Origin of the sequence: Pseudocitrobacter vendiensis, assembly GCF_943590815.1 — a bacterium.
Classification (GTDB): domain Bacteria; phylum Pseudomonadota; class Gammaproteobacteria; order Enterobacterales; family Enterobacteriaceae; genus Pseudocitrobacter; species Pseudocitrobacter vendiensis.
Genome location: NZ_CALSBS010000026.1, coordinates 14,686 through 39,918, shown reverse-complemented (window position 1 = coordinate 39,918; position 25,233 = coordinate 14,686). Strand labels below are relative to the sequence as shown.

At 55.8% G+C, this 25,233-nt stretch carries 26 protein-coding genes; 16 read left to right on the top strand and 10 right to left on the bottom strand.

The window, feature by feature from the left end; all coding sequences use genetic code 11:
* The first annotated feature begins 10 nt into the window (after nt 1–10).
* Genes rpe through trpS form a run of 3 tightly spaced genes read left to right on the top strand, consistent with a single transcriptional unit; the run spans nt 11 to nt 2,442 of the window.
* The gene (gene rpe, locus NMC31_RS20905; protein WP_108476607.1) at nt 11–688 is read left to right on the top strand and encodes a ribulose-phosphate 3-epimerase; all 678 of its coding nucleotides are present in this window, start codon (nt 11–13) and stop codon (nt 686–688) included.
* Nucleotides 681–1,442: a phosphoglycolate phosphatase gene (gph, locus tag NMC31_RS20900; protein ID WP_149464159.1), complete on the top strand. Its 762-nt coding sequence runs from the start codon at nt 681–683 to the stop codon at nt 1,440–1,442. Before rpe ends, gph begins: the two co-directional genes overlap by 8 nt.
* The gene (gene trpS, locus NMC31_RS20895) at nt 1,435–2,442 is read left to right on the top strand and encodes a tryptophan--tRNA ligase (RefSeq protein ID WP_253898976.1); all 1,008 of its coding nucleotides are present in this window, start codon (nt 1,435–1,437) and stop codon (nt 2,440–2,442) included. The genes gph and trpS overlap by 8 nt, the downstream gene beginning before the upstream one ends.
* 31 nt (nt 2,443–2,473) lie before the next feature.
* On the opposite strand, the gene NMC31_RS20890 is transcribed toward trpS, so the two are convergent.
* The 4 genes from NMC31_RS20890 to nirB all read right to left on the bottom strand — a co-directional run bounded on the left by NMC31_RS20890 (nt 2,474) and on the right by nirB (nt 7,044).
* The gene (locus NMC31_RS20890; RefSeq protein WP_253898975.1) at nt 2,474–2,671 is read right to left on the bottom strand and encodes a hypothetical protein; all 198 of its coding nucleotides are present in this window, start codon (nt 2,669–2,671) and stop codon (nt 2,474–2,476) included.
* Nucleotides 2,671–4,044: a siroheme synthase CysG gene (gene cysG / locus NMC31_RS20885; RefSeq protein WP_253898989.1), complete on the bottom strand. Its 1,374-nt coding sequence runs from the start codon at nt 4,042–4,044 to the stop codon at nt 2,671–2,673. Before cysG ends, NMC31_RS20890 begins: the two co-directional genes overlap by 1 nt.
* Nucleotides 4,045–4,177: 133 nt before the next feature.
* A complete protein-coding gene (gene nirD, locus NMC31_RS20880) occupies nt 4,178–4,504 on the bottom strand; it encodes a nitrite reductase small subunit NirD (protein WP_231826044.1) in 327 nt (108 codons plus the stop codon).
* Nucleotides 4,501–7,044: a nitrite reductase large subunit NirB gene (gene nirB / locus NMC31_RS20875; protein ID WP_253898974.1), complete on the bottom strand. Its 2,544-nt coding sequence runs from the start codon at nt 7,042–7,044 to the stop codon at nt 4,501–4,503. The genes nirD and nirB overlap by 4 nt, the downstream gene beginning before the upstream one ends.
* Before the next feature lie 237 nt (nt 7,045–7,281).
* Here nirB and NMC31_RS20870 point away from each other — a divergent pair, with 237 nt between their 5' ends.
* Nucleotides 7,282–8,562 carry a cytosine deaminase gene (locus tag NMC31_RS20870; protein ID WP_253898973.1) on the top strand — a complete coding sequence of 427 codons (1,281 nt, stop codon included), beginning with the start codon at nt 7,282–7,284 and terminating at the stop codon, nt 8,560–8,562.
* A 98-nt stretch (nt 8,563–8,660) separates the two neighbouring features.
* Here the strand turns inward: NMC31_RS20870 and tsgA are convergent, their stop codons facing one another.
* Nucleotides 8,661–9,839 (bottom strand): MFS transporter TsgA, encoded by a 1,179-nt coding sequence (gene tsgA, locus NMC31_RS20865; RefSeq protein ID WP_149464165.1) that lies wholly within the window; start codon nt 9,837–9,839, stop codon nt 8,661–8,663.
* A 279-nt stretch (nt 9,840–10,118) separates the two neighbouring features.
* On the opposite strand from tsgA, the gene ppiA reads away from it, so the two are divergent.
* The 5 genes from ppiA (at nt 10,119) to argD (ending at nt 13,726) form a co-directional block, all read left to right on the top strand.
* The gene (ppiA, locus tag NMC31_RS20860; RefSeq protein WP_149464166.1) at nt 10,119–10,691 is read left to right on the top strand and encodes a peptidylprolyl isomerase A; all 573 of its coding nucleotides are present in this window, start codon (nt 10,119–10,121) and stop codon (nt 10,689–10,691) included.
* A 230-nt stretch (nt 10,692–10,921) separates the two neighbouring features.
* Nucleotides 10,922–11,089 carry a FicA/YhfG family antitoxin gene (ficA, locus tag NMC31_RS20855; RefSeq protein WP_253898972.1) on the top strand — a complete coding sequence of 56 codons (168 nt, stop codon included), beginning with the start codon at nt 10,922–10,924 and terminating at the stop codon, nt 11,087–11,089.
* Nucleotides 11,079–11,675 carry a putative adenosine monophosphate-protein transferase Fic gene (locus tag NMC31_RS20850; protein ID WP_253898971.1) on the top strand — a complete coding sequence of 199 codons (597 nt, stop codon included), beginning with the start codon at nt 11,079–11,081 and terminating at the stop codon, nt 11,673–11,675. Before ficA ends, NMC31_RS20850 begins: the two co-directional genes overlap by 11 nt.
* 181 nt (nt 11,676–11,856) lie before the next feature.
* A complete protein-coding gene (pabA, locus tag NMC31_RS20845; RefSeq protein WP_149464169.1) occupies nt 11,857–12,420 on the top strand; it encodes an aminodeoxychorismate synthase component 2 in 564 nt (187 codons plus the stop codon).
* An 88-nt stretch (nt 12,421–12,508) separates the two neighbouring features.
* Nucleotides 12,509–13,726 (top strand): bifunctional acetylornithine/succinyldiaminopimelate transaminase, encoded by a 1,218-nt coding sequence (gene argD / locus NMC31_RS20840; RefSeq protein WP_253898970.1) that lies wholly within the window; start codon nt 12,509–12,511, stop codon nt 13,724–13,726.
* Here the strand turns inward: argD and NMC31_RS20835 are convergent.
* On the bottom strand, nt 13,719–15,794 hold the full coding sequence (locus NMC31_RS20835) for a YccS/YhfK family putative transporter (RefSeq protein WP_253898988.1): 2,076 nt from the start codon (nt 15,792–15,794) through the stop codon (nt 13,719–13,721). The genes argD and NMC31_RS20835 overlap by 8 nt on opposite strands.
* Nucleotides 15,795–15,842: 48 nt before the next feature.
* Entirely contained in the window at nt 15,843–16,475 is a 633-nt protein-coding gene (gene crp, locus NMC31_RS20830) for a cAMP-activated global transcriptional regulator CRP (RefSeq protein WP_000242758.1), read from the bottom strand.
* A 302-nt stretch (nt 16,476–16,777) separates the two neighbouring features.
* On the opposite strand from crp, the gene NMC31_RS20825 reads away from it, so the two are divergent.
* Nucleotides 16,778–17,182, top strand: coding sequence for an OsmC family protein (locus tag NMC31_RS20825; protein WP_253898969.1), 405 nt, complete (start codon nt 16,778–16,780; stop codon nt 17,180–17,182).
* A gap of 131 nt (nt 17,183–17,313) precedes the next feature.
* On the opposite strand, the gene NMC31_RS20820 is transcribed toward NMC31_RS20825, so the two are convergent.
* Genes NMC31_RS20820 through NMC31_RS20810 form a run of 3 tightly spaced genes read right to left on the bottom strand, consistent with a single transcriptional unit; the run spans nt 17,314 to nt 19,447 of the window.
* On the bottom strand, nt 17,314–18,183 hold the full coding sequence (locus NMC31_RS20820; RefSeq protein WP_149464172.1) for a phosphoribulokinase: 870 nt from the start codon (nt 18,181–18,183) through the stop codon (nt 17,314–17,316).
* A 26-nt stretch (nt 18,184–18,209) separates the two neighbouring features.
* A complete protein-coding gene (locus NMC31_RS20815; RefSeq protein WP_015962712.1) occupies nt 18,210–18,428 on the bottom strand; it encodes a YheU family protein in 219 nt (72 codons plus the stop codon).
* A complete protein-coding gene (locus NMC31_RS20810; RefSeq protein ID WP_253898968.1) occupies nt 18,425–19,447 on the bottom strand; it encodes a hydrolase in 1,023 nt (340 codons plus the stop codon). Before NMC31_RS20810 ends, NMC31_RS20815 begins: the two co-directional genes overlap by 4 nt.
* Before the next feature lie 249 nt (nt 19,448–19,696).
* Here NMC31_RS20810 and mdcA point away from each other — a divergent pair, with 249 nt between their 5' ends.
* The 6 genes from mdcA (at nt 19,697) to NMC31_RS20780 (ending at nt 25,233) form a co-directional block, all read left to right on the top strand.
* On the top strand, nt 19,697–21,352 hold the full coding sequence (gene mdcA, locus NMC31_RS20805; protein WP_253898967.1) for a malonate decarboxylase subunit alpha: 1,656 nt from the start codon (nt 19,697–19,699) through the stop codon (nt 21,350–21,352).
* Nucleotides 21,352–22,218 carry a triphosphoribosyl-dephospho-CoA synthase gene (locus tag NMC31_RS20800; RefSeq protein ID WP_253898966.1) on the top strand — a complete coding sequence of 289 codons (867 nt, stop codon included), beginning with the start codon at nt 21,352–21,354 and terminating at the stop codon, nt 22,216–22,218. Before mdcA ends, NMC31_RS20800 begins: the two co-directional genes overlap by 1 nt.
* A 9-nt stretch (nt 22,219–22,227) precedes the next feature.
* Entirely contained in the window at nt 22,228–22,527 is a 300-nt protein-coding gene (mdcC, locus tag NMC31_RS20795) for a malonate decarboxylase acyl carrier protein (RefSeq protein ID WP_149464175.1), read from the top strand.
* Complete coding sequence (locus tag NMC31_RS20790; protein WP_253898965.1) at nt 22,520–23,353, top strand: biotin-independent malonate decarboxylase subunit beta; 834 nt, start codon at nt 22,520–22,522, stop codon at nt 23,351–23,353. The genes mdcC and NMC31_RS20790 overlap by 8 nt, the downstream gene beginning before the upstream one ends.
* Entirely contained in the window at nt 23,353–24,153 is an 801-nt protein-coding gene (gene mdcE / locus NMC31_RS20785; RefSeq protein WP_253898987.1) for a biotin-independent malonate decarboxylase subunit gamma, read from the top strand. Before NMC31_RS20790 ends, mdcE begins: the two co-directional genes overlap by 1 nt.
* A gap of 120 nt (nt 24,154–24,273) precedes the next feature.
* Entirely contained in the window at nt 24,274–25,233 is a 960-nt protein-coding gene (locus NMC31_RS20780) for an AEC family transporter (protein ID WP_149464177.1), read from the top strand.

Sequence of the window (25,233 nt, the reverse complement as noted above, 5' to 3'; positions counted from 1 at the left end):
GGAGATGCGGATGAAACAGTTTTTGATTGCCCCCTCAATTCTGTCGGCTGATTTTGCCCGCCTGGGTGAAGACACCGCCAACGCACTGGCAGCCGGTGCGGATGTGGTTCATTTCGATGTTATGGATAACCACTATGTGCCGAACCTGACCATCGGCCCGATGGTGCTGAAAGCCCTGCGCAAATACGGTATTACCGCGCCTATCGACGTTCACCTGATGGTGAAACCGGTTGATCGCATTGTTCCCGATTTTGCGGCAGCAGGCGCCAGCATTATTACCTTCCATCCCGAGGCCTCTGAGCACGTTGACCGCACGCTGCAGCTGATCAAAGAACACGGCTGTAAAGCGGGGCTGGTATTCAACCCGGCGACGCCGCTGAGCTATCTCGATTATGTAATGGATAAGCTGGACGTGATCCTGCTGATGTCGGTGAACCCAGGCTTTGGCGGCCAGTCCTTCATTCCTCACACCCTCGATAAACTGCGTGAGGTGCGCCGTCGCATTGACGAATCTGGCTATGATATCCGCCTGGAAGTGGACGGCGGGGTGAAGGTGAACAACATTGGCGAAATCGCTGCCGCCGGGGCAGATATGTTTGTCGCAGGCTCCGCGATTTTCGATCAGCCAGATTACAAAAAAGTGATAGATGAAATGCGCAGTGAACTGGCAAAGGTAAGTCATGGATAAATTGCAAAACCTCCGCGGCGTGGCCTTCGATCTCGACGGCACGCTGGTGGATAGCGCGCCGGGGCTCACCGCGGCGGTAGATAGCGCGCTTTATGCGCTGGAACTCCCTGTCGCCGGCGAAGAACGCGTGGTGACCTGGATTGGCAACGGTGCTGATGTCCTGATGGAACGGGCGTTGGTCTGGTCTCGTCAGGAGCGTGCGACTCAACGAGCCGCCCAGGGGAAACCTTCCGTGGACCATGCGGATATTCCGCAGGATGAACAGCTGCGCGTGTTGCGTCGCCTGTTTGATCGCTACTACGCCGAGTTTGCCGAAGAGGGCAGTTTCCTCTTCCCGCATGTTGAACAGACGCTGGCGGCGCTGCATGACAAAGGCCTGCCGCTGGCACTGGTGACCAACAAGCCGACGCCGTTCGTCGCGCCGCTGCTTGAGTCGCTGGGCATTGCGCGCTTCTTTAGCGTGGTGATTGGCGGCGATGACGTGCAGAACAAGAAGCCGCATCCGGAGCCGCTGTTGCTGGTAGCGAAGCGTCTGGAAATTGAACCGGCTGAACTGTTGTTTGTGGGTGATTCACGCAACGATATTCAGGCGGCACAGGCGGCGGGCTGCTGCTCTGTGGGGCTGACCTACGGCTACAACTATGGCGAATCTATCGCGCTCAGCTCGCCCGATTATATCTTCGACCAGTTTAACGAACTCTTGCCCGCGCTCGGGCTTCCGCACAGTGAAAATCAGGAATTAGAAAATGACTAAGCCCATCGTTTTTAGTGGCGCACAGCCGTCAGGTGAATTGACCATTGGCAACTACATGGGTGCGCTGCGTCAGTGGGTAAACATGCAGGATGATTACCATTGCATCTACTGCATCGTTGACCAACACGCGATCACCGTGCGTCAGGACCCGCAGGCGCTGCGCAAAGCAACGTTAGATACCCTGGCGCTCTATCTGGCCTGCGGCATCGACCCGGAAAAAAGCACCATCTTCGTTCAGTCTCACGTGCCGGAACACGCGCAGCTGAGCTGGGCGCTGAACTGCTACACCTACTTCGGTGAACTGAGCCGCATGACCCAGTTCAAAGATAAATCCGCACGTTATGCGGAAAACATCAATGCCGGTCTGTTTGACTACCCGGTGCTGATGGCGGCAGACATCCTGCTGTATCAAACCAATCAGGTCCCGGTGGGTGAAGATCAGAAACAGCACCTGGAACTGAGCCGCGATATTGCCCAGCGCTTTAACGCCATATACGGCGATATCTTTGAAGTGCCAGAGCCGTTCATTCCGAAATCCGGCGCGCGCGTGATGTCGCTGCTGGAGCCGACCAAAAAGATGTCCAAATCGGATGACAACCGCAACAACGTTATCGGCCTGCTGGAAGATCCGAAATCCGTCGTGAAGAAAATCAAACGCGCGATGACTGACTCGGAAGAGCCGCCGGTGGTGCGTTATGACGTGAAAGAGAAAGCGGGCGTTTCCAACCTGCTGGATATTCTCTCTGCCGTGACAGGCCAGAGCATTCCGGAGCTGGAAAAACACTTCGAAGGCAAAATGTACGGCCACCTGAAAGGCGAAGTGGCGGAAGCCGTTTCCGGCATGCTGACCGAGCTTCAGGAACGCTATCATCGCTTCCGTAACGATGAAGCGCTGCTCAACAAAATCATGAAAGAGGGCGCGGACAAAGCTAGCGCGCGCGCAGGGCAAACCCTGAAAGCGGTGTATGAAGCGATTGGTTTTGTCGGTAAGCCTTTATAATAAATGACTGAAGCCGGGAATATTCCCGGCTTCAGATTGTTGATAATGTGCGCGTTGTTCTTGCCGGATGCGGCGTGAACGCCTTATCCGGCCTACAAGGATGTGCAATGTTGATAAACGGGAACAGGCCGTAGGCCCGATAAGCTTGCGCATCGGGCGCTTTTAAGCCGGGAATATTCCCGGCTTTTAAATCATTGGTGCAGCAGCTAATCGGCAGCTCAAAACGCATTAATGATTTGAGAACCAGTTCAGCTTCTCGCGAAGCCCAACCACCCGGCCTACGATAATCAGTGCCGGGCTTTCCATCTGCTGCGCCAGTGCACCCAACTCAGACAGCGTACCGTCAACGACGCGCTGTTTAATGGCCGTGCCGTTTTCCACAATCGCCACCGGCATCTCCGCCGACATACCGTGTTCAATCAGTTTTTCCTGGATGGTTGCTGCCTGATTCAGCCCCATGTAGAACACCAGCGTTTGTTTCTCTGCCGCCAGATTTTCCCAGTCCAGCTCGCCACCGGTTTTCAGGTGGCCGGTGACCAGACGCACGCTTTGCGCATAGTCGCGGTGCGTGAGTGGGATACCCGAATACGCCGAGCAACCGGATGCCGCCGTAATACCCGGCACAACGGAGAAGGGGATTCCCGCATCACAGAGGGTTTCCAGTTCTTCACCACCGCGCCCGAAGATAAACGGATCGCCGCCTTTCAGTCGCACCACGCGTTTCCCTTTCTGCGCTTCGCGCAGCAGGATCTGGTTGATCTCATCCTGCGGCACGCAGTGATAACCGGCACGTTTTCCGACGAAGACGCGGTCCGCGTCACGACGCACCAGATTCATAATGTCATCAGAGACCAGACGGTCATAAACCACCACATCCGCCTGCTGGATCTGTTGCAGCCCTTTGAGCGTCAATAAGCCCGCATCGCCCGGCCCGGCGCCAACCAGCACCACTTCACCGCGATGATCAAGCGGTTCGGTGAGCAGGTGTTCAGTGACCTGATTAATGGCAACGTTGTCCTGATTTGCCAGCGACTGGGCTAAACGGTCATGGCTGAACAGTTTTTCCCAGAAACGGCGGCGTTCAGCGATGGTGGAAAACTGCTTTTTCACCCGTGAACGTAGCTGGCCTGCGTAGTGTGCTACCTGGCCAAGATGCAACGGCAGCAGCGATTCCAGTTTTTCGCGCAGCAGACGCGCCAGCACCGGAGACGTGCCGCCGGAAGAGACCGCCACCATCAGCGGCGAGCGGTCGATAATCGACGGCATGATAAAACTGGCGGCTTTCGGGGCATCGACCACGTTGCAGAAAATGCGCCGCGCTTCCGCCGCTTCGCTGACCTGCTGATTCACCACATCGTTATCCGTGGCGGCAATCGCCAGCCAGCAGGTATCAAGCAGCGACGGAGCAAATTCGCCCTCAACCAGCGTCAACATACCTGCATCTTCCCATATCCTGAACTGAGGAACGTACTCCAGCGCGTTGACCGTCAAGCGGGCTCCTGCATCAAGCAGCAGACGCGCCTTGCGTTCAGCAACATCACCGCCGCCAACCAATAAACAGTCACGGTCGTGTAACTGGCAGAAGATAGGTAAGTGATCCACGGTGTAGCCTCTTAAATGGACAGAATCAGGGGGGATAATGGTGAGTAGAATAACAGCAGAAGCCGTACGAAACATACGACTTTTCCTGCTGTTACCTCTAAGAGGTCATAGGAGGAACCTATGACCTGTCGGGTCAGGCTTTAAGCTGCACCTGGCCGTCTTTGACGCGGGCTTCAAAATGGGCGACAGAGTGGCTTTCGTCTTCCATACACAGACCATCGCGCAGGCGGAAACGCTGTTTTTTCAGCGGGCTGGCGACCCATAAATCGCCCTGATGTTCTGCGATCAGGCCGCGAGATAACACGCTGGACTCAAAGAACGGGTCGATGTTGCTGATGGCGAAAACCTGGTCGTCAGCGTAGGGGCGAAAAATCGCCACCTGCTGGTCGCCCAGCAGGGCGCAAACGCCGGTTGCCGGCAAAATAGCGTCGATTTTGCAGATGTTTATCCACTGGCTCATGCGTTTTCCTCCACCATGGTGACCGGGATGCGTTCGTACGGCGTAGCCGGGCGATGCTGTTCACGTTCAGGCACAACCTGCACATTCGGGTCACGCTGTTCGCTGTTGATAAAGTGTTTGAAACGCACCTGCGCCGTCGGGTTGTTGACGGTTTCAGTCCACTCGCAGGCGAAGGCCGCACGCAGACGGGCAATTTCAGATTCCAGATGTTCGTTCAGGCCCAGTTTGTCGTCGATAATCACGGCGCGCAGGTAGTCGATCCCGCCTTCCAGATTATCGAGCCACGGCGCGGTACGCGTCAGCTTATCGGCTGTGCGAATGTAGAACATCATGAAGCGGTCGAGGTATTTCACCAGCGTATCGCGATCGAGGTCAGCCGCCAGCAGGTCCGCGTGACGCGGTTTCATCCCGCCGTTACCGCAGACATACAAGTTCCAGCCTTTCTCGGTGGCGATGATGCCCACGTCTTTACCCTGCGCTTCCGCACATTCACGGGTACAGCCGGAGACGCCGAATTTCATTTTGTGCGGCGTGCGGATGCCTTTGTAGCGGTTTTCCAGCTCAACGCCGAAGCCCACGCTATCGCCTACGCCGTAGCGGCACCAGGTGCTGCCCACGCAGGTTTTCGCCATACGCAGCGCTTTCGCATACGCGTGGCCGGTTTCGAAGCCGGCATCAATCAGTTGACGCCAGATTTCTGGCAGGTCGTCTTTTTGTGCGCCAAACAGGCCGATACGCTGAGAACCGGTGATTTTGGTGTACAGATTAAACTCACGCGCGATACGGCCCACGGCGACCAGCCCTTCCGGGGTGATTTCACCGCCCGCAGAGCGTGGGATAACGGAATAGGTCCCGTCTTTCTGGATGTTCGCCAGGAAGTTATCGTTGGTATCCTGCAATGGCGTATGTTCTGGTTTGAGAATGTACTCATTCCAGCAGGAGGCGAGCAGTGAACCGACAGTCGGTTTACACACTTCGCAGCCGTAGCCTTTCCCGTATTTTTGCAGCAGTTCGTCGAAGGATTTAATCCCTTCCACGCGGATGAGGTGATACAGCTCCTGGCGGGTAAAGGCGAAGTGTTCACAAAGGTTGTTGTTTACTTCGATGCCCTGTTTTGACAGTTCCGCGTTCAGCACTTGCGTCACCAGCGGGATACAACCGCCGCAGCCGGTACCGGCTTTGGTTTCCGCTTTCAGCGCCGCAACGGTGTGGCAGCCACGGTTAATCGCCGCGACGAGGTCACCTTTGGTGACGTCGAAGCAGGAACAGATTTGTGCGCTGTCCGGCAGTTTATCGACGCCAATAGACGGTTTACCGCTGCCCGCATGTGCAGGAAGAATCAAGGAGTCCGGGTTTTCCGGCAGCTCAATCTTGTTCATCTCCAGCTGCAACAGGTTGCCGTAGTCGCTGGTGTCGCCCACCAGCACTGCGCCGAGCAGGTATTTGTTGTCTTCGCTGACGATCAGGCGTTTGTAGACTTCTTTACTTTCGTCGAGATAAACGTAGCTGCGTGCCCCCGGCGTGCGGCCGTGCGCATCACCGATACCGCCAACATCAACGCCCAGCAGCTTCAGTTTGGCGCTGAGGTCTGCGCCCTGGAATGCGTTCTGCGTGCCGAGGATATGGTCAACGGCGACCTGCGCCATTTTGTAGCCAGGCGCCACCAGGCCGTAAACACGGTTATTCCAGCTGGCACATTCACCGATAGCGTAAATATCCGGGTCGGAGGTCTGACAGGTATCATTAATCACGATACCGCCGCGCTGCGCCACGGCCAGGCCGCACTGGGTCGCCAGTTTATCGCGCGGACGAATACCGGTAGAGAAGACGATAAAGTCGACTTCTAAATCGCTGCCGTCGGCAAAGCGCATGGTTTTGCGCGCTTCTTTGCCTTCCTGAACGATCTCTTTGGTGTTTTTGCTGGTGTGCACGCGCACGCCCATGCTTTCAATCTTACGACGCAACTGCTCGCCGCCCATCTGATCAAGCTGTTCAGCCATCAGCATGGGCGCGAACTCGATGACGTGGGTTTCTACGCCTAAACTTTTCAGCGCGCCAGCCGCTTCCAGCCCGAGCAGCCCGCCGCCAACCACCGCGCCGCGTTTGCTGCGACGTGCACAGGATTCAATGGCGTTAAGATCTTCGATGGTACGATAAACAAAGCAGTCCTGCGTTTCAGAACCCTTGATCGGCGGCACCCACGGGTACGAACCCGTCGCCATGATCAATTTGTCATAAAATACGGTACGACCGGCGCTGGAGTGGATCACCTTTTCCTGACGGTTAATGGTGATGGCGCGTTCGCCAATCAGCGCCTTAACGCCATGCTTCTCATAGTAACCTTCGCGCACCAGCGACAGCTCTTCCGCTGTATGATGAGAGAAGTAGGAAGAAAGGTGCACGCGGTCATAGGCTTTACGCGGTTCTTCACAGAACACGGTGATGTCGTAAAGGCTGGCGTCGGACTTATCGAGAAGATCCTCGATAAAGCGGTGGCCGACCATGCCGTTACCGATAATTGCGAGTCTGACTTTGCTCATTATTGCCTCGATTTCTTTTCTATTACTGCCTACCTTAACGATTCAGCTATGGCGATTATTGATACAAATCAAATACACCTTTGCCTACCACTTAATGGGTATATCACTGATTTGTCAGTATTTTTATAAGTTACGGAAAAGACACGCTTTTCCAGGTTGCTCTTTTTATGTACAAAATAGTGGTAAATGAACATTTCGTGCTGGTGAAAAAAACAGCGACTAAATTGGGAGAAAGGAATGACAACGCTACCGCTTCGCTTAATCCAGAATGTGCGTTTGCCGAATCAGGAAGGATGTTGGCAAATCGCGATAGAAAATGGCCGGTTTGGCGCGATTACCCCCATGGAGGTGGTGCGGGCTGACGACCCACAGGTGCTCGACGCTGAGGGCGGTTTAGCGCTGCCGCCGTTTATTGAGCCGCATATTCACCTCGACACCACGCAAACGGCGGGTGAACCAAACTGGAATCAGTCCGGCACGTTGTTTGAGGGTATTGAACGCTGGGCCGAGCGCAAAGCGCTGCTCAGTCACGACGATGTGAAAGCTCGGGCGTGGAAGACCCTGAAGTGGCAGATGGCAAATGGCATTCAATATGTGCGTACCCATGTGGATGTCTCTGACCCGTCGCTTACGGCGCTGAAAGCGATGCTGGAAGTGAAGCAGGAAGTTGCGCCGTGGGTTGACCTGCAAATCGTGGCCTTCCCGCAGGAGGGGATTCTGTCCTATCCCAACGGTGAAGAGCTGCTGGAAGAGGCACTCAAGCTCGGCGCGGATGTGGTGGGGGCGATCCCGCACTTTGAATTTACCCGCGAGTATGGCGTGGAGTCGCTGCATATCGCGTTTCGTCTGGCGCAGAAATATGAGCGCCCGCTGGATATCCACTGCGATGAAATCGACGATGAGCAGTCACGCTTTGTCGAAACCGTGGCGGCGCTGGCGCTGAAAGAGGGCATCGGCAGTCGGGTGACGGCGAGCCACACTACGGCGATGCACTCCTATAACGGCGCGTATACCTCGCGCTTATTCCGCTTGCTGAAGATGTCGGGCATTAACTTTGTCGCTAACCCGTTGGTGAATATTCATCTACAAGGCCGTTTTGATGATTATCCGAAACGTCGCGGTATCACCCGCGTGAAAGAGATGCTGGCGGCAGAGATTAACGTTTGCTTCGGGCATGATGATGTGTTCGACCCGTGGTATCCGCTCGGCACCGGAAATATGTTGCAGGTGCTGCATATGGGGCTGCACGTTTGCCAGTTGATGGGGTATCAGCAAATCAACGAGGGGCTGAAGCTGATTACGCACCACAGCGCGCGGACGTTTGGCGTGACGGATTACGGCATCGCGCCAGGAAATACGGCTAACCTGATTATTTTACCGGCAGAGAATGGCTTTGAGGCGGTACGTCGTCAGGTGCCGGTACGCTGGTCGATAAGAGAAGGGACGGTGATTGCGGAAACCCAGCTGGCGAAAACCTGGGTGTGGGGAGAGAGCGTGAATTTCGCGCGAAACACATGAGGCGATGAAATGCCGGATGGCGCTTTGCCGGGCCTGCAAGGCGACACGCCTCGTAGGCCCGGTAAGCGGCAGCGCCACCGGGCACAACAACAATCGTCTTAGTGAGACGCCGCGCCGTGTTGGCGATGGCGGCTAACGAAGCCGAGGATGACGCACATCACGAAGACCACAGCGTAGAGAGCGTTGGCGGTTACCAGCGCCGCATGCGGGCCGCTGTGGGCCACAATCGGGCCGGTGACCACGAAGGTCAGCATGGTGCCGATGGTGCCGCAGGTCAGTACAAAGTTAACCAGCTTCGGCGAGGCCACTTTGGTTTGCAGTGAACCCAGCGTAATGATTGAGGTGTAAATCGCGCTGGAGAAGAAACCCAGCGTCAGGATGAACCACGCCAGATGTTGCGGCTCGCCGTGAATGAAGAAGTACATCAGCACGGTTGCCAGGCCCGCCAGCGCGGTCAGAATGCGTTGCAGGTCGAAGAAGCGCAGAATGAAGCTGAACGCCCACATACCGAACATATATGACATCCAGAAATCGCTCACCAGTTTACCCGCGTCGTTCAGGCTCATGCCCAGGCCTTTGGCGTATTCCGGCACCCAGGAGATAAACCCGAGCTGACCAAGGATGTAGCACAGCGCGGCAATCGACAGGAACAGTACGCCGATACCCCATTTTTCTTTCACCACAGGCTGTGCATCGGGCGCGGCTTTTTTGCCGAGAACCGGGAAGTCGCATCCGAATGTCAGAATAAAGATAGCCACGTAAACCAGACCAATGCAGGCATATACCCAGTACCATTCGATGCTGCGCGCCAGCAGAACCGCGGCGACCATCGGGAAGATCATCCCGGCCATGCTGAAGAAGGAGTCGGTGAACAGCAGACGCGCGCCGCGCTGGCGACCTTCATACATGTGGGTGATCAGGAACGTACCGATCGACATGGTGATCCCGCTGACCAGGCCGAGTACGAACATCGCGGCAGAGAACAGGGCCAGGCTGTGCGTGGTCATCAGACCGGCAACCGCCAGCACCATCAGCACAAAGCCAAAGCGGAGCTGCGTTTTCAGCGGTACGATTTCCATCAGCCACGCGTTCAGGAAGATAGAAATCAGGATCCCGGCGTTCAGGAAGGTGAAGGTGTTACTCATGCTGGAAACGGGCAGATTAAAGTAATCGGCGATATTTCCCATCACCATCCCGGTGACAATCACCAACGCACCGGTAAGGGCGTAGGAGAAGAAGCTGATCCATGTGAGCTTGATACGGTTGCTGTTAGTCATGACTGGCCTGTATGAATAGAAACGTAAAACGCGTTGACACCCCGCCGGGTGCGCAGATTTTATTCATTTAAGTGATGCATTCCTAGTTTTATTGCATCAATGTTATTTATTGCACCAGCTAACGTGATGTGCGTCACATTAAAAATGTGTGGATTTCAGCGCCGTGCTGGTTACATCTGTTTCAACTAAGTAAACTTAAGTAAAAGTCTGGCCTGGGGTGCAAACCCTCTTTAGAATCAAGCCACTTGCCTTCTTTACTGCACCCGTTAAGGAATTCTCATGCTCAAATCAACTCTGGCGGCCATGACGGCTGTTTTTGCACTCTCAGCGATCTCCCCGGCAGCTCTTGCAGCGACTGGCGACCCGCATGTGCTGCTGACGACTTCCGCAGGGAATATTGAGCTGGAGCTGAACAGCCAGAAAGCGCCGGTTTCCGTGGAAAACTTCGTGAACTACGTGAATAGCGGTTTCTATAACAACACCACTTTCCACCGCGTGATCCCGGGCTTCATGGTGCAGGGCGGCGGTTTTAATGAGCAGATGCAGCAGAAACAGCCGAACCCGCCAATCAAAAACGAAGCGGACAACGGCCTGCGTAACACCCGTGGCACTATCGCAATGGCGCGTACTGCTGATAAAGATAGCGCAACCAGCCAGTTCTTCATCAACGTAGCGGATAATGCCTTCCTCGATCACGGTCAGCGTGATTTTGGCTACGCGGTATTTGGTAAGGTTGTCAAAGGGATGGACGTTGCTGATAAAATTTCTCAGGTGCAGTCCCATAACGTTGGTCCGTACCAGAATGTGCCGACCAAACCGATTGTTATCCTCTCCGCAAAAGTCCTGCCGTAAATTCTTCTTCGCGCGGGCGATGCCGTCCGCGCGTTTTTGCCTTCCTGCATATACACAAAATCATTCGAGCTGCATCAAGGCGGCAAGGGAGTGAATCCCCTGGAGCGTACATAAGTACGTGACTGGGGTGAACGAGTGCAGCCAACGCAGAGGCAGCTTGAATGATGATGTGTATAACCTGCAATTGCTGCTTATACTTGTGGCAAACGGGAACAGTTCAGGGAGGCTGCATGAAAAAACTCACCGATAAGCAAAAAGCTCAGTTCTGGGAAAAGACACGCAATGAGAATTTTCAGGCCAGTCGCCGCCTGGAGGGGGTTGATATCCCGTTGGTCACCCTCTGTGCCGAAGACGCGTTGACACGCATTGAACAACTGCGGAGGCACTATGAGCGATAAATTCGGTAACGACCGCGACCCTTATCTGTTCCCTGGTTTAAACGTGATGCGTAATAAACTGGGCATCCACGAAGCCACCCGCCTTGAACAGGCCGCCTGGGAGCTTACCTCTCTGCGTGCCGCGACCCTCGAACTGGGCCCACAGGTGCGCGGGCTTCCCTGGCTGTGCGCCATCCATTATCAGCTCTATCAGGATGTGTTTGACTGGGCCGGAAAATATCGGGAAATCAATATCTACCACGGCGATACACCGTTCTGTCATTTCACGCGCATTGAGAAAGAGGGCAACGCCCTGATGCAGGAACTGGAAGACGAGTACTGGCTGTCGGGGCTGGAAAAAGACGCGTTTATTGAGCGACTAACGTGGTATTACTGCGAAATCAACGTACTGCATCCGTTTCGCATTGGCAGTGGCCTGGCGCAGCGTATATTCTTTGAGCAACTGGCGATTCACGCGGGTTACGCGCTGGACTGGCGGGAGATTGAACCGCTACGCTGGAACGACGCTAATCAGCAGGGGGCGATGGGCGATTTGAAGCCGCTGCTGGCACTGTTTACTAAGGTGGTGAGGGAAGGGAGTGTTTGATATTGGCGCAGCTTGTTTCCCCTCACCCTAACCCTCTCCCGCAGGGAGAGGGAACCGATCGAGCCCTTCTCCCTCTCCCTGCGGGAGAGGGCCGGGGTGAGGGGTATCTAAACGCACCTTTTCATCGTCCAGACGCGGCACAAACGGTAGAATGCTCCAGTTTGCTGTAACCGGAGCCGCCATGATCCTGCTAATTGATAACTACGATTCCTTTACCTGGAATCTTTACCAGTATTTCTGCGAGCTGGGTGCTGAGGTGCTCGTGAAGCGCAACGATGACATCACCCTCGCGCAAATCGATGCGCTTAGCCCGGCGAAAATTGTTATCTCCCCCGGTCCCTGTACGCCGGATGACGCGGGTATTTCGCTGGAGGTCATTCGCCATTACGCCGGAAAAACGCCGCTGCTGGGCGTGTGCCTGGGGCATCAGGCGATTGCGCAGGCGTTTGGCGCGCGCATCGTGCGGGCGCAAAAAGTGATGCATGGCAAAACCTCGCCTGTCACGCACAACGGGCAGGGCGTTTTTCAGGGGCTGAATAACCCGCTGACCGTCACTCGCTACCATTCCCTGCTGATTGACCCGGATACGCTACCTGAAAGCTTCGAGGTGACCGCGCGCAGTGAAAGCGGTGAGATTATGGGCATTCGCCATCATCAGTGGGATCTTGAAGGCGTGCAGTTCCACCCGGAAAGTATTCTCAGCGAACAAGGGCATGCGCTGCTGGCAAACTTTCTTAATCGCTAATTTAGTCATTGCTATCAAGTGATTTTTTATGCATATTTTGTGATTATAATTTCATAATCATTGCTGCATAATCACAGAAGGGCATGACATGACAACCAAACAACCTGCAATTACCCGCGCGACATTCGATCAGGTGATCCTGCCAATTTATGCACCGGCGGAGTTTATCCCGGTAAAAGGTAAAGGCAGCCGCGTGTGGGATCAGCAGGGGAAAGAGTACGTCGATTTCGCCGGCGGGATTGCGGTAACGGCGCTGGGGCATTGCCATCCGGCGCTGGTAGAGGCGCTAAAATCGCAGGGTGAAACCCTGTGGCACACCAGTAACGTGTTTACCAACGAACCGGCGCTGCGTCTGGGGCAAAAGCTGGTGGACGCCACCTTTGCCGAGCGCGTGGTGTTCATGAACTCCGGTACAGAAGCCAACGAAACCGCGTTCAAACTGGCGCGTTACTACGCCTCTACGCGTCATAGCCCGTACAAAAGTAAGATTATTGCCTTCCATAATGCCTTCCATGGTCGCTCGCTGTTTACTGTTTCTGTCGGCGGTCAGCCGAAGTATTCCGATGGCTTTGGTCCGAAACCGGCGGATATCGTCCACGTGCCGTTTAACGATCTGCATGCGGTTGAAGCGGTAATTGATGACCATACCTGCGCGATTGTGGTCGAACCCGTTCAGGGCGAAGGCGGCGTGCTGGCCGCTACCCCGGAATTTTTACAGGGGCTGCGTGACTTGTGCGATAAGCATCAGGCGCTGCTGGTGTTTGATGAAGTGCAGAGCGGGATGGGCCGTACCGGCTCGCTGTTTGCCTATATGCACTATGGCGTGACGCCGGATATCCTTACCAGCGCGAAAGCCCTGGGCGGTGGTTTCCCGATTAGCGCCATGCTCACGACCGAAGATATCGCCAGCGCATTTCACGTCGGCTCCCACGGCTCGACCTACGGCGGTAACCCGCTGGCCTGTGCTGTGGCGGGTGCGGCATTCGATATTATCAACACGCCTGACGTGCTCGATGGCGTTCACGCCAAACGCGAGCGTTTCGTGAAGCATTTGCAGGATATTGACGCGAAGTACGATATCTTCAGCGATATCCGCGGAATGGGGCTGCTGATTGGCGCCGAACTGAAAGATCCGTACAAAGGCCGCGCGCGTGAATTCCTTTACGCCGCCGCCGAGGCGGGTGTCATGGTGCTGAACGCCGGGCCGGACGTAATGCGTTTCGCGCCGTCGCTGGTGGTGGAAGAAAAAGACATCGACGACGGCATGACGCGCTTTGCTCAGGCAGTGGCAAAGGTCGTTAATTGATATGGCGGTTTAGCCAGATACCGTGCCGTGGCCGCTGACGCCATGCCACCGATGAAATGGTGTGCATGGTGTTGAGATGGCCCAGAATACGCTGGAGATGCTGTTCCATGGTGCTGAGGGGCCCATGGGACAGCGTATCCGGTGACTCCATGATGTTCACATCCCCGCTGCTGCCCGATTCATCATACTCCAGACGCTGCTGACAGCGTTGCAGGGCGACTTCACACGATTCCAGATAACGCTGCATCAGTTCCGGCGAGAGCGTATCGTGCTCACGCGCCAGCGTGGTCATCGCGTTGATATGCTCGACGATGAACTGGCTGTGCGTCACCCACAGTTTCATATCTTCCAGATAGTGTGTATTAAAGCCCGGTTCCTGCATCGCCTGATTGAGCGAGTTAAACAAGGCGTTATGGGCCTGGTTGACGCGCATACGTTGATACGCCAGTTTTTCCGCGGCAGGGTCGTCACTCAAAATTAACTGGATTGCTTCCTGATCCGCTTCCAGCGCTGAGTGCGCATTTTTCCGCAGCAGGCCGCTTTGCCACTGCGGCCATAGCCACAGCATGCCACCAAAGGCGATCAGGCAGCCAATAATGGTGTCGGCGAAACGTGCGACAATAAACTGCTCACCGTTGAGCGTCAGCAATTGCAGGGTATATACCGCCGTAATGGTAAATCCGACGGTTGCCCAGCCGTAGCTTTTGCGAATGATCAGATAGCTTATCAGGGTGATCACCAGCATCGCGGCCAGCGCAAACCCTTCCGGGAAATGATAGTGCAACGTTGCGGCGGCAATCACCAGCCCCGCCAGCGTACCCGCTGCACGGTGGAAGATACGCACGCGCGTCGCGCCGTAGCCGTTTTGCGTCACCAACAGCACGGTCATTAAGATCCAGTAAGGTTTTGGCAGATGCAGTGCCGCCCCCATCAGGCTGGCGATGCTCAACATCACGCTTAAACGCGCGGCATTACGCAGGGCGGGTGATTTCAGTGATAGATAGCTTTTCAACGCCGGGAACAACGGCAGGCGGCGCTCTTTATCGGCCATCAGATTGCGCGGATAAAGCGGACGCTGCGAACGTAACACTTTGGCGATGCGGCTAAAGTGCCAGGCGCAGAACTGCCCAACCGGGTTATCGGGATGCTGGCGGGCAATTTTCTCCAGCGCGCCAATTTGCTTATCCATATTGAAGCGCGTCGGGAAGCGGTGATAAAGAATGTCATCGGCCATTACCCGCAGGCGCGCGGCGACGGTTTGCGCGTTCCAGCGAATCACCACTTCGGCGTGGCTGCGCTCGACCAGTTTTTGTACCTCTTCCGGCTGGTGCAGGCTCACCGAGATGTGCTCCTGCAAATCCAGCCCCATCTGGAAGGCGCGTAGCAGGCGCTTGTAATCATTGTGCTGATTCGCCGCCAGCATGTGCATCTGCTGATAGCACTGGGAGATAAGATCGACCACTTTCTGCTGACGGTTAAGTAACGGCGGCAGGGCGGTGTTCGGGTCGGTATGTTGCGTCAGCAGGCTATATTTGGCTTCGCAGTACTCCGCCAGTTGGCGATAGAGCAGGCTTAACGATTCGCGCAGCGGTTGTTCGCGCCACAACCAGAACCAAAACCAGTTGAACAGCCCGTACCATAACGTGCCGAGTGCGTAGATAAGTAACGGCTCCCAGATGGGCATGTTACCCGCCAGGCTTAGGGTAAAAATCGCGGCAATCAGCGAAGCCGGAAGCAATCGCCCGTGCAGTGCGCTGATTTCGGCGGTAACACCCAGCACCATCGCCAGACCCGTGAGGATAAACGGCAGCGGGATATCATCAGCCAGCAGCAATTGCACAATCAGGCTGCAACCGGCAAACAGCGACCCACCAATAATCAGGCGTTTGAAGAAGCGTTTATGGGGAGTATCCAGCCCGGCGATGTTGCAGCAGGCAGGCACTAAAGAGAACAGTAAACCGTGTTGAAGCTGGCCGAGGATCAGGCCGACGGCGACCGGCAAACATAACACCAGCGTTTGCCGCAGTGCATAGTTGACTTCCGGGTGGTAAATCAGCCTGCGCCACATAAGAGACAAAAACGGCGTATTGCGTGAACAATACGCCGTCAGACGGGATTAACGCGTGCCGTAAACGACGATCGTTTTACCGTGTGCGGAGATCAGATTCTGATCTTCCAGCATCTTCAGGATGCGCCCCACCGTTTCACGGGAGCAGCCAACGATCTGACCGATTTCCTGACGGGTGATTTTGATTTGCATACCGTCCGGGTGGGTCATGGCATCCGGCTGTTTCGCCAGATTCAGCAGTGTCTGTGCGATACGACCGGTAACGTCGAGGAACGCCAGGTTGCCGACTTTCTCAGAGGTGACCTGCAGGCGGCGCGCCATCTGAGAAGAGAGACGCATCAGGATATCCGGGTTAACTTGGATAAGCTGACGGAATTTCTTATAGGAGATTTCCGCCACTTCACAGGCGGTTTTCGCCCGCACCCAGGCGCTACGTTCCTGGCCTTCTTCAAACAGGCCCAGTTCACCGATGAAATCGCCCTGGTTGAGGTAGGAAAGGATCATCTCTTTACCTTCCTCATCCTTGATGAGTACTGCCACGGAGCCTTTAACGATGTAGTACAACGTTTCCGCTTTTTCACCCTGGTGAATCAGCGTGCTCTTCGATGGGTACTTATGAATGTGGCAATGAGACAAGAACCATTCGAGAGTCGGGTCTGTTTGCGGTTTGCCAAGCACCATGCGCGGTTATCCTCTGTTATAAGCTATCGCCAGCGGCATAAATCAGGCCGCCACTGGTTGAAATAATATCCTTCCCTCTACCTGGGAAGTTGGTCGTCAAAGATTGTCGCGACCAGTATGTGATGTCCTCTGCATACATGCAGTACGTTTATGTATCTCTGTAGCATCCCGACTGTTTTAGCATAGCTTTCGCCGCGTGTCTCCTGGTGTCTCGCTTCAGCATGACCCAGGTCTACTTCCGTTGCGAGATTTGTTATGTGCGCGTAATCTGACAATAAATTTGCAACTTTGGAGTGACAACTATGCAAGCGCGTGTGAAATGGGTTGAAGGGTTAACCTTCCTGGGTGAATCAGCTTCCGGGCACCAGATTTTGATGGATGGCAACTCAGGTGATAAAGCACCAAGCCCGATGGAAATCGTGCTGATGGCAGCGGGCGGCTGTAGCGCTATCGACGTGGTGTCGATTCTGCAAAAGGGACGTTACGACGTGACCGATTGTGAAGTTAAACTGACGTCTGAACGCCGCGAAGAAGCGCCACGTCTGTTCACGCACATTAATCTGCACTTCATTGTGACCGGCAAAGAGCTGAAAGATGCGGCGGTGTCCCGTGCGGTGGATTTGTCGGCAGAGAAGTACTGTTCAGTGGCGCTGATGCTGGGCAAAGCGGTGAACATTACCCATTCTTATGAGGTGGTGGAGGGGTAAGTTGAGACACCCCTCACCCTAACCCTCTCCCGCAGGGAGAGGGGACTGACCGTGCGGTGTTCAGGTTCTGCGCTGATTTTCTCCCTCCCCCTGCGGGTGAGGGCCGGGGTGAGGGGCCCAGCCTGCACCCTTCACCCAATCTTCTTCCCTTCCATCAACCGCTGCACCAGCGGCGTCATGATCAATTCCATCGCCAGCCCCATCTTGCCGCCAGGCACCACCAGCGTATTCATATGCGAGATAAACGAGCCCTGCAACATCGCCAGCAGCCATGGGAAGTCGATATTGTCGAGATTGCGGAAGTGGATCACCACAAAGCTTTCATCCAGCGACGGAATGCCTTTAGCGGCGAAGGGATCGGAGGTATCGACCGTTGGCACGCGCTGGAAGTTAAGATGCGTACGCGAGAACTGCGGGGTGATGTAGTTGATGTAATCTTCCATCGAACGGACCACGGAATCCATCACCGCCTCGCGGGAGTGACCCCGCTCGCTGGTGTCGCGGATCATCTTCTGGATCCACTCCAGGTTCACAATTGGCACCACGCCCACCAGTAAATCGACATGTTTCGCCACATCGTGATGTGGCGTGACCACGCCGCCGTGCAGCCCTTCATAAAACAGCACGTCGGTCGGCTCAGGCAGCGGTTGCCACGGGGTGAAGGTTCCCGGCACCTGATTCCACGGCACCGCTTCATCATAGGTATGCAGATATTTTCGCGATTGTCCGGTGCCGCTGTACCCGTACTCGCGGAAGGTTTGTTCCAGCAGGCTGAAGTCGTTGGCATCCGGGCCGAAGTAGCTGATATGGCGCCCCATATCGCGCGCCTTACGAATCGCTAAGTCCATTTCCGGGCGCGTATAGCGATGAAAGCTGTCGCCTTCCACCTCTGCGGCGTGGAGCTTAAGCTGGGCGAAAATCTTGCGGAACGCGAGGCTGGTGGTGGTGGTTCCCGCCCCGCTGGAACCCGTGACGGCGATAACCGGATGTTTGGCTGACATAGCGAACAACTCCCGAGTCGGTAAGATTAACCGCGAAACTGGCTGCGGGGCATGATGTTGACGGTTTCATGAAGTTCCGACCACACCAGTACCGCTTCGCCGCGTTGTAGTTGCTGTTTTACGTCGGCAACCTTTTGCGCAAGTGAACGTTCATATTCACCATAATCGGTGCCTTCACGCAACACAAAGCTTTCAATCAGGTTATCGAGCGTTTCGGCATCGATATCTTGCCAGGGAATGATCATTTTCCACCTCCAAGCCACGGCATCAGCCAGTCGGGAATACGTCGCTCCAGCCACATTTGCGGGCGGCGGAAGGTGCCGCCAATAAAACCGACGTGACCGCCATGTTCCGTTAACTGGTATTCGACGCAGGCGGGAAGCGCGTCTGCTTCCGGTATTACGTGGTGATCCATAAACGGATCGTCCTTCGCATGAATAATCAGCGTTGGAATGGCTATCTGGTTCAGTAACGGCATGGCGCTACATTGACGATAATAGTCGATAGCGTCGGCAAAACCGTGAATTTTGGCGGTAATCAGGTCATCAAACTCACGGATTTTGCGCACGCGCTTAAGCTGGCGCAAATCGACCGGCAGCGTGCCAGGATACGCCGCCAGTTTGCGCGATGCGTTACCTTTTAGCAGATTGAGCAAATAACGCTGATACACTCGCGAAAAGCCCTTTTCCATGTGATAGCTACAGGCTTCCAGTACGAAGGGTGCGGAGACAATCACCGCGGCGTCCAGCGGAACCGCATGGCCTTCTTTCGCCAGCAGACAGGCGAGCATGTTGCCGCCGAGCGAATATCCCACCGCCGCCGTGGGCGCATCGCCCAGTTCCTGCTTCAGCCAGTTTAAAAACCAGGTGCCGTCTTCTGTTTCACCGGAGTGATAAATACGGTTAAGGCGATTCGGTTCGCCGCTGCAGCCGCGAAAATGCATCACCACGCCGAGCCAGCCGCGTTCTTTCGCTGCCTGAATCAGACCGTGTGCATAGGGGCTGTGCAGGCTGCCTTCCAGACCGTGAAACACCACCAGGCGGGGTTTGTGCTTCGCCTGCATGGGATCTTCGCTCCAGGCGATATCCAGAAAGTCGCCGTCGGGTAAATCGAGGCGCTGCCAGTGCGGCGTAAAGTGTAGCCGACGGCGGATGAGCCTCGGCAGCATGGTTTGCAGATGCGGGTTGCTGATGCCGGGCATCGGGCGAAACGTGGAAGAATCGTCCTGCGGGACAGCAAACTCTGCGGGAGTAATTTGGGCCATAACGTTGCGATGTTCTCTTTTGATCTGCTGACTACTATACCGTCACTTTTTGATTCTGTTTAAGAAAATGGGCGGTGGTAGCCTCTTTTACCCCTTTTTGAGTTGACCTGCGTCACAAATTTTTAATGTGATTATTACTCTCAGGCTAATGATTCCCTCCTAAGCTTAATTGATGACTTTCTCACCAGGGTTCAGACTCTTCTCAGTGTTAAGCAAATCAAAATGATTCGCTGAATCAGGAGGTTAATAATGTTATCTGGGCAAACACCCGCACGGGTATGGAACACGCGACGCACTGAGAAACAGCGCCGCCTGGCGTCTGTACCGGTGCAGGGCAAGGTGCTACCGACGGCAGACCTTGTCGCAATGCTGGAAAAACTGATCGCGCCGGGCGACAGAGTGGTATTAGAAGGGAATAACCAAAAACAGGCAGATTTCCTGTCTCGTTCCCTTGCTGAAGTGAACCCGCAGATTGTTCATGACCTGCATATGATCATGCCAAGCGTAGGTCGCAGTGAACACCTCGACATCTTCGAGAAAGGCATCGCTCACAAGCTGGATTTCTCTTTCTCCGGGACGCAGAGCCTGCGTATTTCGCAACTGCTGGAAGATGGCTTGCTGGAGATCGGTGCGATTCACACTTACATCGAACTTTACTCTCGTCTTTATGTTGACCTGGCCCCGAACGTGGCGCTGATTGCCGGTTTTAAAGCCGACAGCAAAGGCAACCTTTACACCGGCGCCAGTACTGAAGATACGCCAGCGCTGGTTGAAGCGGCCGCCTTCCACGACGGTATCGTCATCGCACAGGTGAACGAACTGGTGGACGACGAATGCGACCTGCCGCGCGTGGATATTCCCGGCTCGTGGATTGATTTCGTGGTCGTCGCAGACAAACCGTTCTTTATCGAACCACTGTTTACCCGCGACCCGCGTCTGATTAAACAAGAACACATCCTGATGGCGATGATGGCGATTAAAGGCATCTACGCAGAGCATCAGGTGCAGTCACTCAACCACGGTATCGGTTTTAACACCGCCGCGATTGAACTGCTGCTGCCAACCTACGGCGAACAGCTCGGTCTGAAAGGCAAAATCTGTAAACACTGGACGCTTAACCCGCATCCGACGCTGATCCCGGCGATTGAGAGCGGTTGGGTGGAAAGCGTGCACTGCTTCGGTGGCGAACTGGGGATGGAAGAGTACATCCGCGCCCGTCCTGATGTGTTCTTTACCGGTGCCGACGGTTCAATGCGTTCTAACCGCGCGTTCTGCCAGTTAGCAGGTCAGTACGCGGTGGATATGTTTATCGGTTCAACGTTACAGGTTGATGGCCTCGCCAACTCCTCGACCGTCACCCGTGGTCGTCTCTCCGGTTTCGGTGGTGCGCCAAACATGGGCCATGACCCGCACGGTCGTCGTCATGCAACGCCTGCCTGGCTGAACATGATCACCGAACCAGACCCGATGCAGCGCGGTAAAAAACTCGTCGTCCAGATGGTGGAAACCTTCCAGGCTGGCGTGAAACCGACCTTCGTCGAAACGCTGGATGCCGTTGACGTGGCGAAATCCTCCGGGATGCCGCTGGCACCCGTCATGATTTACGGCGATGACGTGACCCACGTGCTGACCGAAGAAGGTATCGCTTACCTCTACCGTGCGGAAAGCCTGGAAGAGCGCCGCGCGATGGTCGCCGCCGTTGCCGGTATTACCGATATTGGCCTGGGCGTAGACGCCAAACGCGTTGCTGAGCTGCGTAAGAGCGGCAAAGTGGTTTATCCGGAAGATATGGGCATTCGCCGTACCGACGCCACCCGTTCCCTGCTGGCTGCCAGCAGCGTGTCCGACCTGGTGGAATGGTCCGGTGGTTTGTACAACCCACCTGCGAAATTCCGGAGCTGGTGATGAAACTTCTGCCACAGATTCAGGTTGAAGGCGGTGCCGAATGGCTGGCGCGAACCGCCACGCAATGTCTTGTCGACGAAGCACGTTTAAGCCCGAAACCCGGTCTGGTGGACAGCCGGGGCAGCGGGGCGCATCACGACCTGACGCTGGCGCTGATGGAGCGTTCCGCCCACAGCCTGACCCCGACGTTTCATGCCCTGGCGCAGCAAAGCTGGCAGCGTCCGGCGGATGTTGCGCTCAGACAAACCATTGGGCGACTGGGACGCGAAGGCGAGCAACAGATGATGGCTGCCACGAACGGTGTGAATACTCACCGTGGCGCGATTTGGGCGCTGGGCCTGTTGGTCAGCGCGGTGGCGATGCTCGGCGGTGCCGGTACGGCGAAAGCCATCAGCACCACGGCGGCGAAACTGGCGATGTTGCCGGATGCTGTCGCGCCGAAAGTGTTCAGCAAAGGGCTTCGCGCCACGCACCGCTATCGCGTGCCAGGGGCGAGGGAAGAAGCGCAGCAGGCTTTTCCGCACGTGATGCAGCGCGCTTTACCTCAGCTTCGTTTAAGCCGCTTCAACGGCAGCAGCGAAACGCACGCCAGGCTGGATGCGCTGATGGCGATTATGACCTCTCTCAGCGACACCTGCGTGCTCTCGCGCAGCGGAATGCACGGCCTTGAAACCATGCAAAACGGTGCGCGTGCTGTCCTGCTTGCTGGCGGCACCGCACAGCCAGAAGGCCGCGAGGCGCTGGCAACCCTAGATGCACAAATGCTGGCGCTCAACGCGTCACCGGGCGGCGCTGCCGACCTGCTGGCCGCCACGCTGTTTCTCGACCGTATTGACGCGTCTTCCGCGCCTTATTTACCGAATTAAGAGGATGTTATGGAACACATTACGATCTCTTTGCCTGCCAGCCGCACTGTAAGCGGCAAAGCACTGGCGGGCGTTGTGGGCTCCGGGGATATGGAGGTGTTATTCACCGCCGACCAGGAGAAAACCCTGACGATTGATATCACCACCTCGGTGGACAACAGCCGCGCCCGCTGGGAAGCGCTGTTCAACCGCCTGAGCCTTGTGAGCGAACTGCCCTCCGGCAAGATGGTTGTCCACGATTTTGGCGCAACCCCTGGCGTGGCTCGCATTCGTATCGAACAGGTCTTTGAGGAGGTGAGCTATGCGTGATGACCGCAGTTTTATCGAATTAAAAGCACGTCAGCGTGCGCACGCGCTGCTGGATGACGGCAGCTACCGCGAACTGCTGGACCCGTTTGAAGGCATCGTTTCTCCGTGGCTTGGGCCGCAGGGCATCGTGCCGCAGGCCGATGACGGCATGGTTGTCGCCAAAGGTACCATCAATGGTCAACCTGCCGTGGTTGTGGCGATTGAAGGCGCGTTCCAGGGCGGTAGTATGGGTGAAGTTTCCGGCGCAAAAATGGCGGCGGCGCTTGAACTGGCGGCGGAAGATAATCGTAACGGTATCCCGACGCAGGCGGTACTTTGCCTCGAAACCGGTGGCGTGCGCTTACAGGAAGCGAATCTCGGCCTGGCGGCAATTGCCGATATCCATGCCGCGATTGTTGACCTGCGCCGTTATACCCCGGTAGTGGGAATTGTTGCCGGTACCGTGGGTTGTTTTGGCGGGATGTCTATCGCTGCCGCGCTGTGCAGCTATCTGATTGTCACCCGCGAAGCGCGTCTTGGTCTGAATGGCCCACAGGTTATCGAACAGGAAGCGGGCATTGCCGAATATGACTCCCGCGACCGTCCGTTTATCTGGAGCATGACCGGTGGTGAAGTACGTTATGAAAGCGGGCTGGTCGATGCGCTGGTTGGCGATGGCGTTAATGCGGTGAAAGCAGCGATGAACGACGCGATTGCCAAAGGCGTACCGGCGAAACATCGCACCGATAACTACGACTGGTATCTGGATCGCCTGACGAATTTCGACACCCGCAAACAGGCTGATTCTGAACAGATTAACGCGCTTTTTGCCCGGGAGGTGAAATGATGAGTAACTCAGTAAGCCGTGGGGCATTGTGGCTGGAAAAACTGGCCCCGAACGCACAACGCGTACAAGGTCTTTGCCCGTCAGTCCAGGCGGCTGATGGCGAAATTAACGGTGAAGCAGTGCGTTTTGTGGCTGTTGTTCCCGATGCCAATAACCATTTCCCTCGCGCCGCAAAAGGTGAAGTTGGCCTGCTCGAAGGCTGGACGCTGGCGAAAGTGGTGAGCGAAACCGTCGCCGCCGATGCAGATAAAGCCGTTAAACGCCCGATTATCGCGGTGATTGATGTGCCGAGTCAGGCCTATGGCCGTCGTGAAGAAGCGTTCGGTATTCACCAGGCGCTGGCCGGTGCTGCCGGGGCGTATGCCAATGCGCGTCTGGCCGGTCACCCGGTGATTGGTTTGATTGTTGGTAAAGCGATGTCCGGCGCGTTTCTGGCGCACGGTTATCAGGCCAACCAACTGATTGCCTTCAACGATTCCGGCGTGTTGATCCACGCGATGGGCAAAGAATCTGCCGCGCGTATCACCCTGCGTACCGTTGACGCGCTGGAAAAACTGGCGGCGACCATTCCGCCGATGGCGTATGACATCAGCAACTACGCCACGCTGGGCTTGCTGGCGAAACTGCTGGATATCAGCAACCCGGATGCCCCAACCGATAACGATCTGACGCAGGTGAACAGCACGCTGCAACAGGCCATCAAAGACGCTCGTCAGGACACCTCGCTGAAAAATCGCCTGGGTTCTGACAACCGCCGCAGCTCGGCGCTCGTACGCGAACGTATGCGCGCCAGCTGGTAAGTAAAAAGAGACCTGCCAGAGTCAACCCCGTGGGCACAGCTGCTGCGCCCACCGGGAGTCTGCACTCTGAAAATAATAACCATCGCGTCAGTGACTTTTCTTTTTAACTACAGGTGATTTATGACTTACGTAATTATTCATGCCCTGGCACCGATTTTCGTGATCATGCTACTGGGATTCTGGGCAGGTAAGGCCAAAATGGTCGATAACAAGAATGTTTCCCTGCTTAATATTTTTGTCATGGATTTCGCACTGCCTGCCGCGCTGTTCAGCGCAACCGTACAAACTCCATGGGCCGGGATTGTCGCTCAGTCGCCGCTGATTGTGGTGCTGACGCTGGCGATGTGGATTATCTACGCGGCTATCTACTTCCTGGCCGTGAAAGTCTTTAATAAATCGCCGCAGGATGCCGCCGTGCTGACGCTGACCGTCGCACTGCCAAACTATGCCGCGCTTGGCCTGCCGATTCTGGGCAGCGTACTGGGTGAAACTCCGGCAACTTCGCTTTCTGTTGCGGTCTCTATCGCCTGTGGTTCCGTGCTGATGACGCCGTTCTGCCTGCTGATTCTGGAACGTGAAAAAGCGCGTGCCGAAGGTGGCAACAGTGGAAGTTCACTCTCTATGCTGCCAGTGCTGATGTGGCGCTCGCTGAAAAAACCGATCGTCATGGGCCCGCTGCTGGGGGTGATTCTCTCGGCGATTGGCATCAAAATGCCGGAAATGCTGCTGGCGTCGATTAAACCGCTGGGCCTGTCGGCAACCGCTGCGGCACTGTTCCTGACCGGGGTGATCCTCTCTGCGCGTAAACTGCAAATCAACACCATGGTTGTCAGCGCGACCATCGCCAAACTGCTGATTCAGCCGTTCATCGCATGGGGTATCGTACTGGCGTTCGGCCTGCAGGGTTCTGTCGCCATCACCGCTATTCTGATGATTGCGCTCTCTGCCGGTTTCTTCGGCGTGGTGTTCGGTAACCGTTTCGGCGTGCAATCGCCGGATGCGGAAGCGGTGCTGCTGCTGAGCTCGGTTCTGTGTATCCTGTCGCTGCCGCTGTTTATCTCGCTGACTTCAGGAATCTAA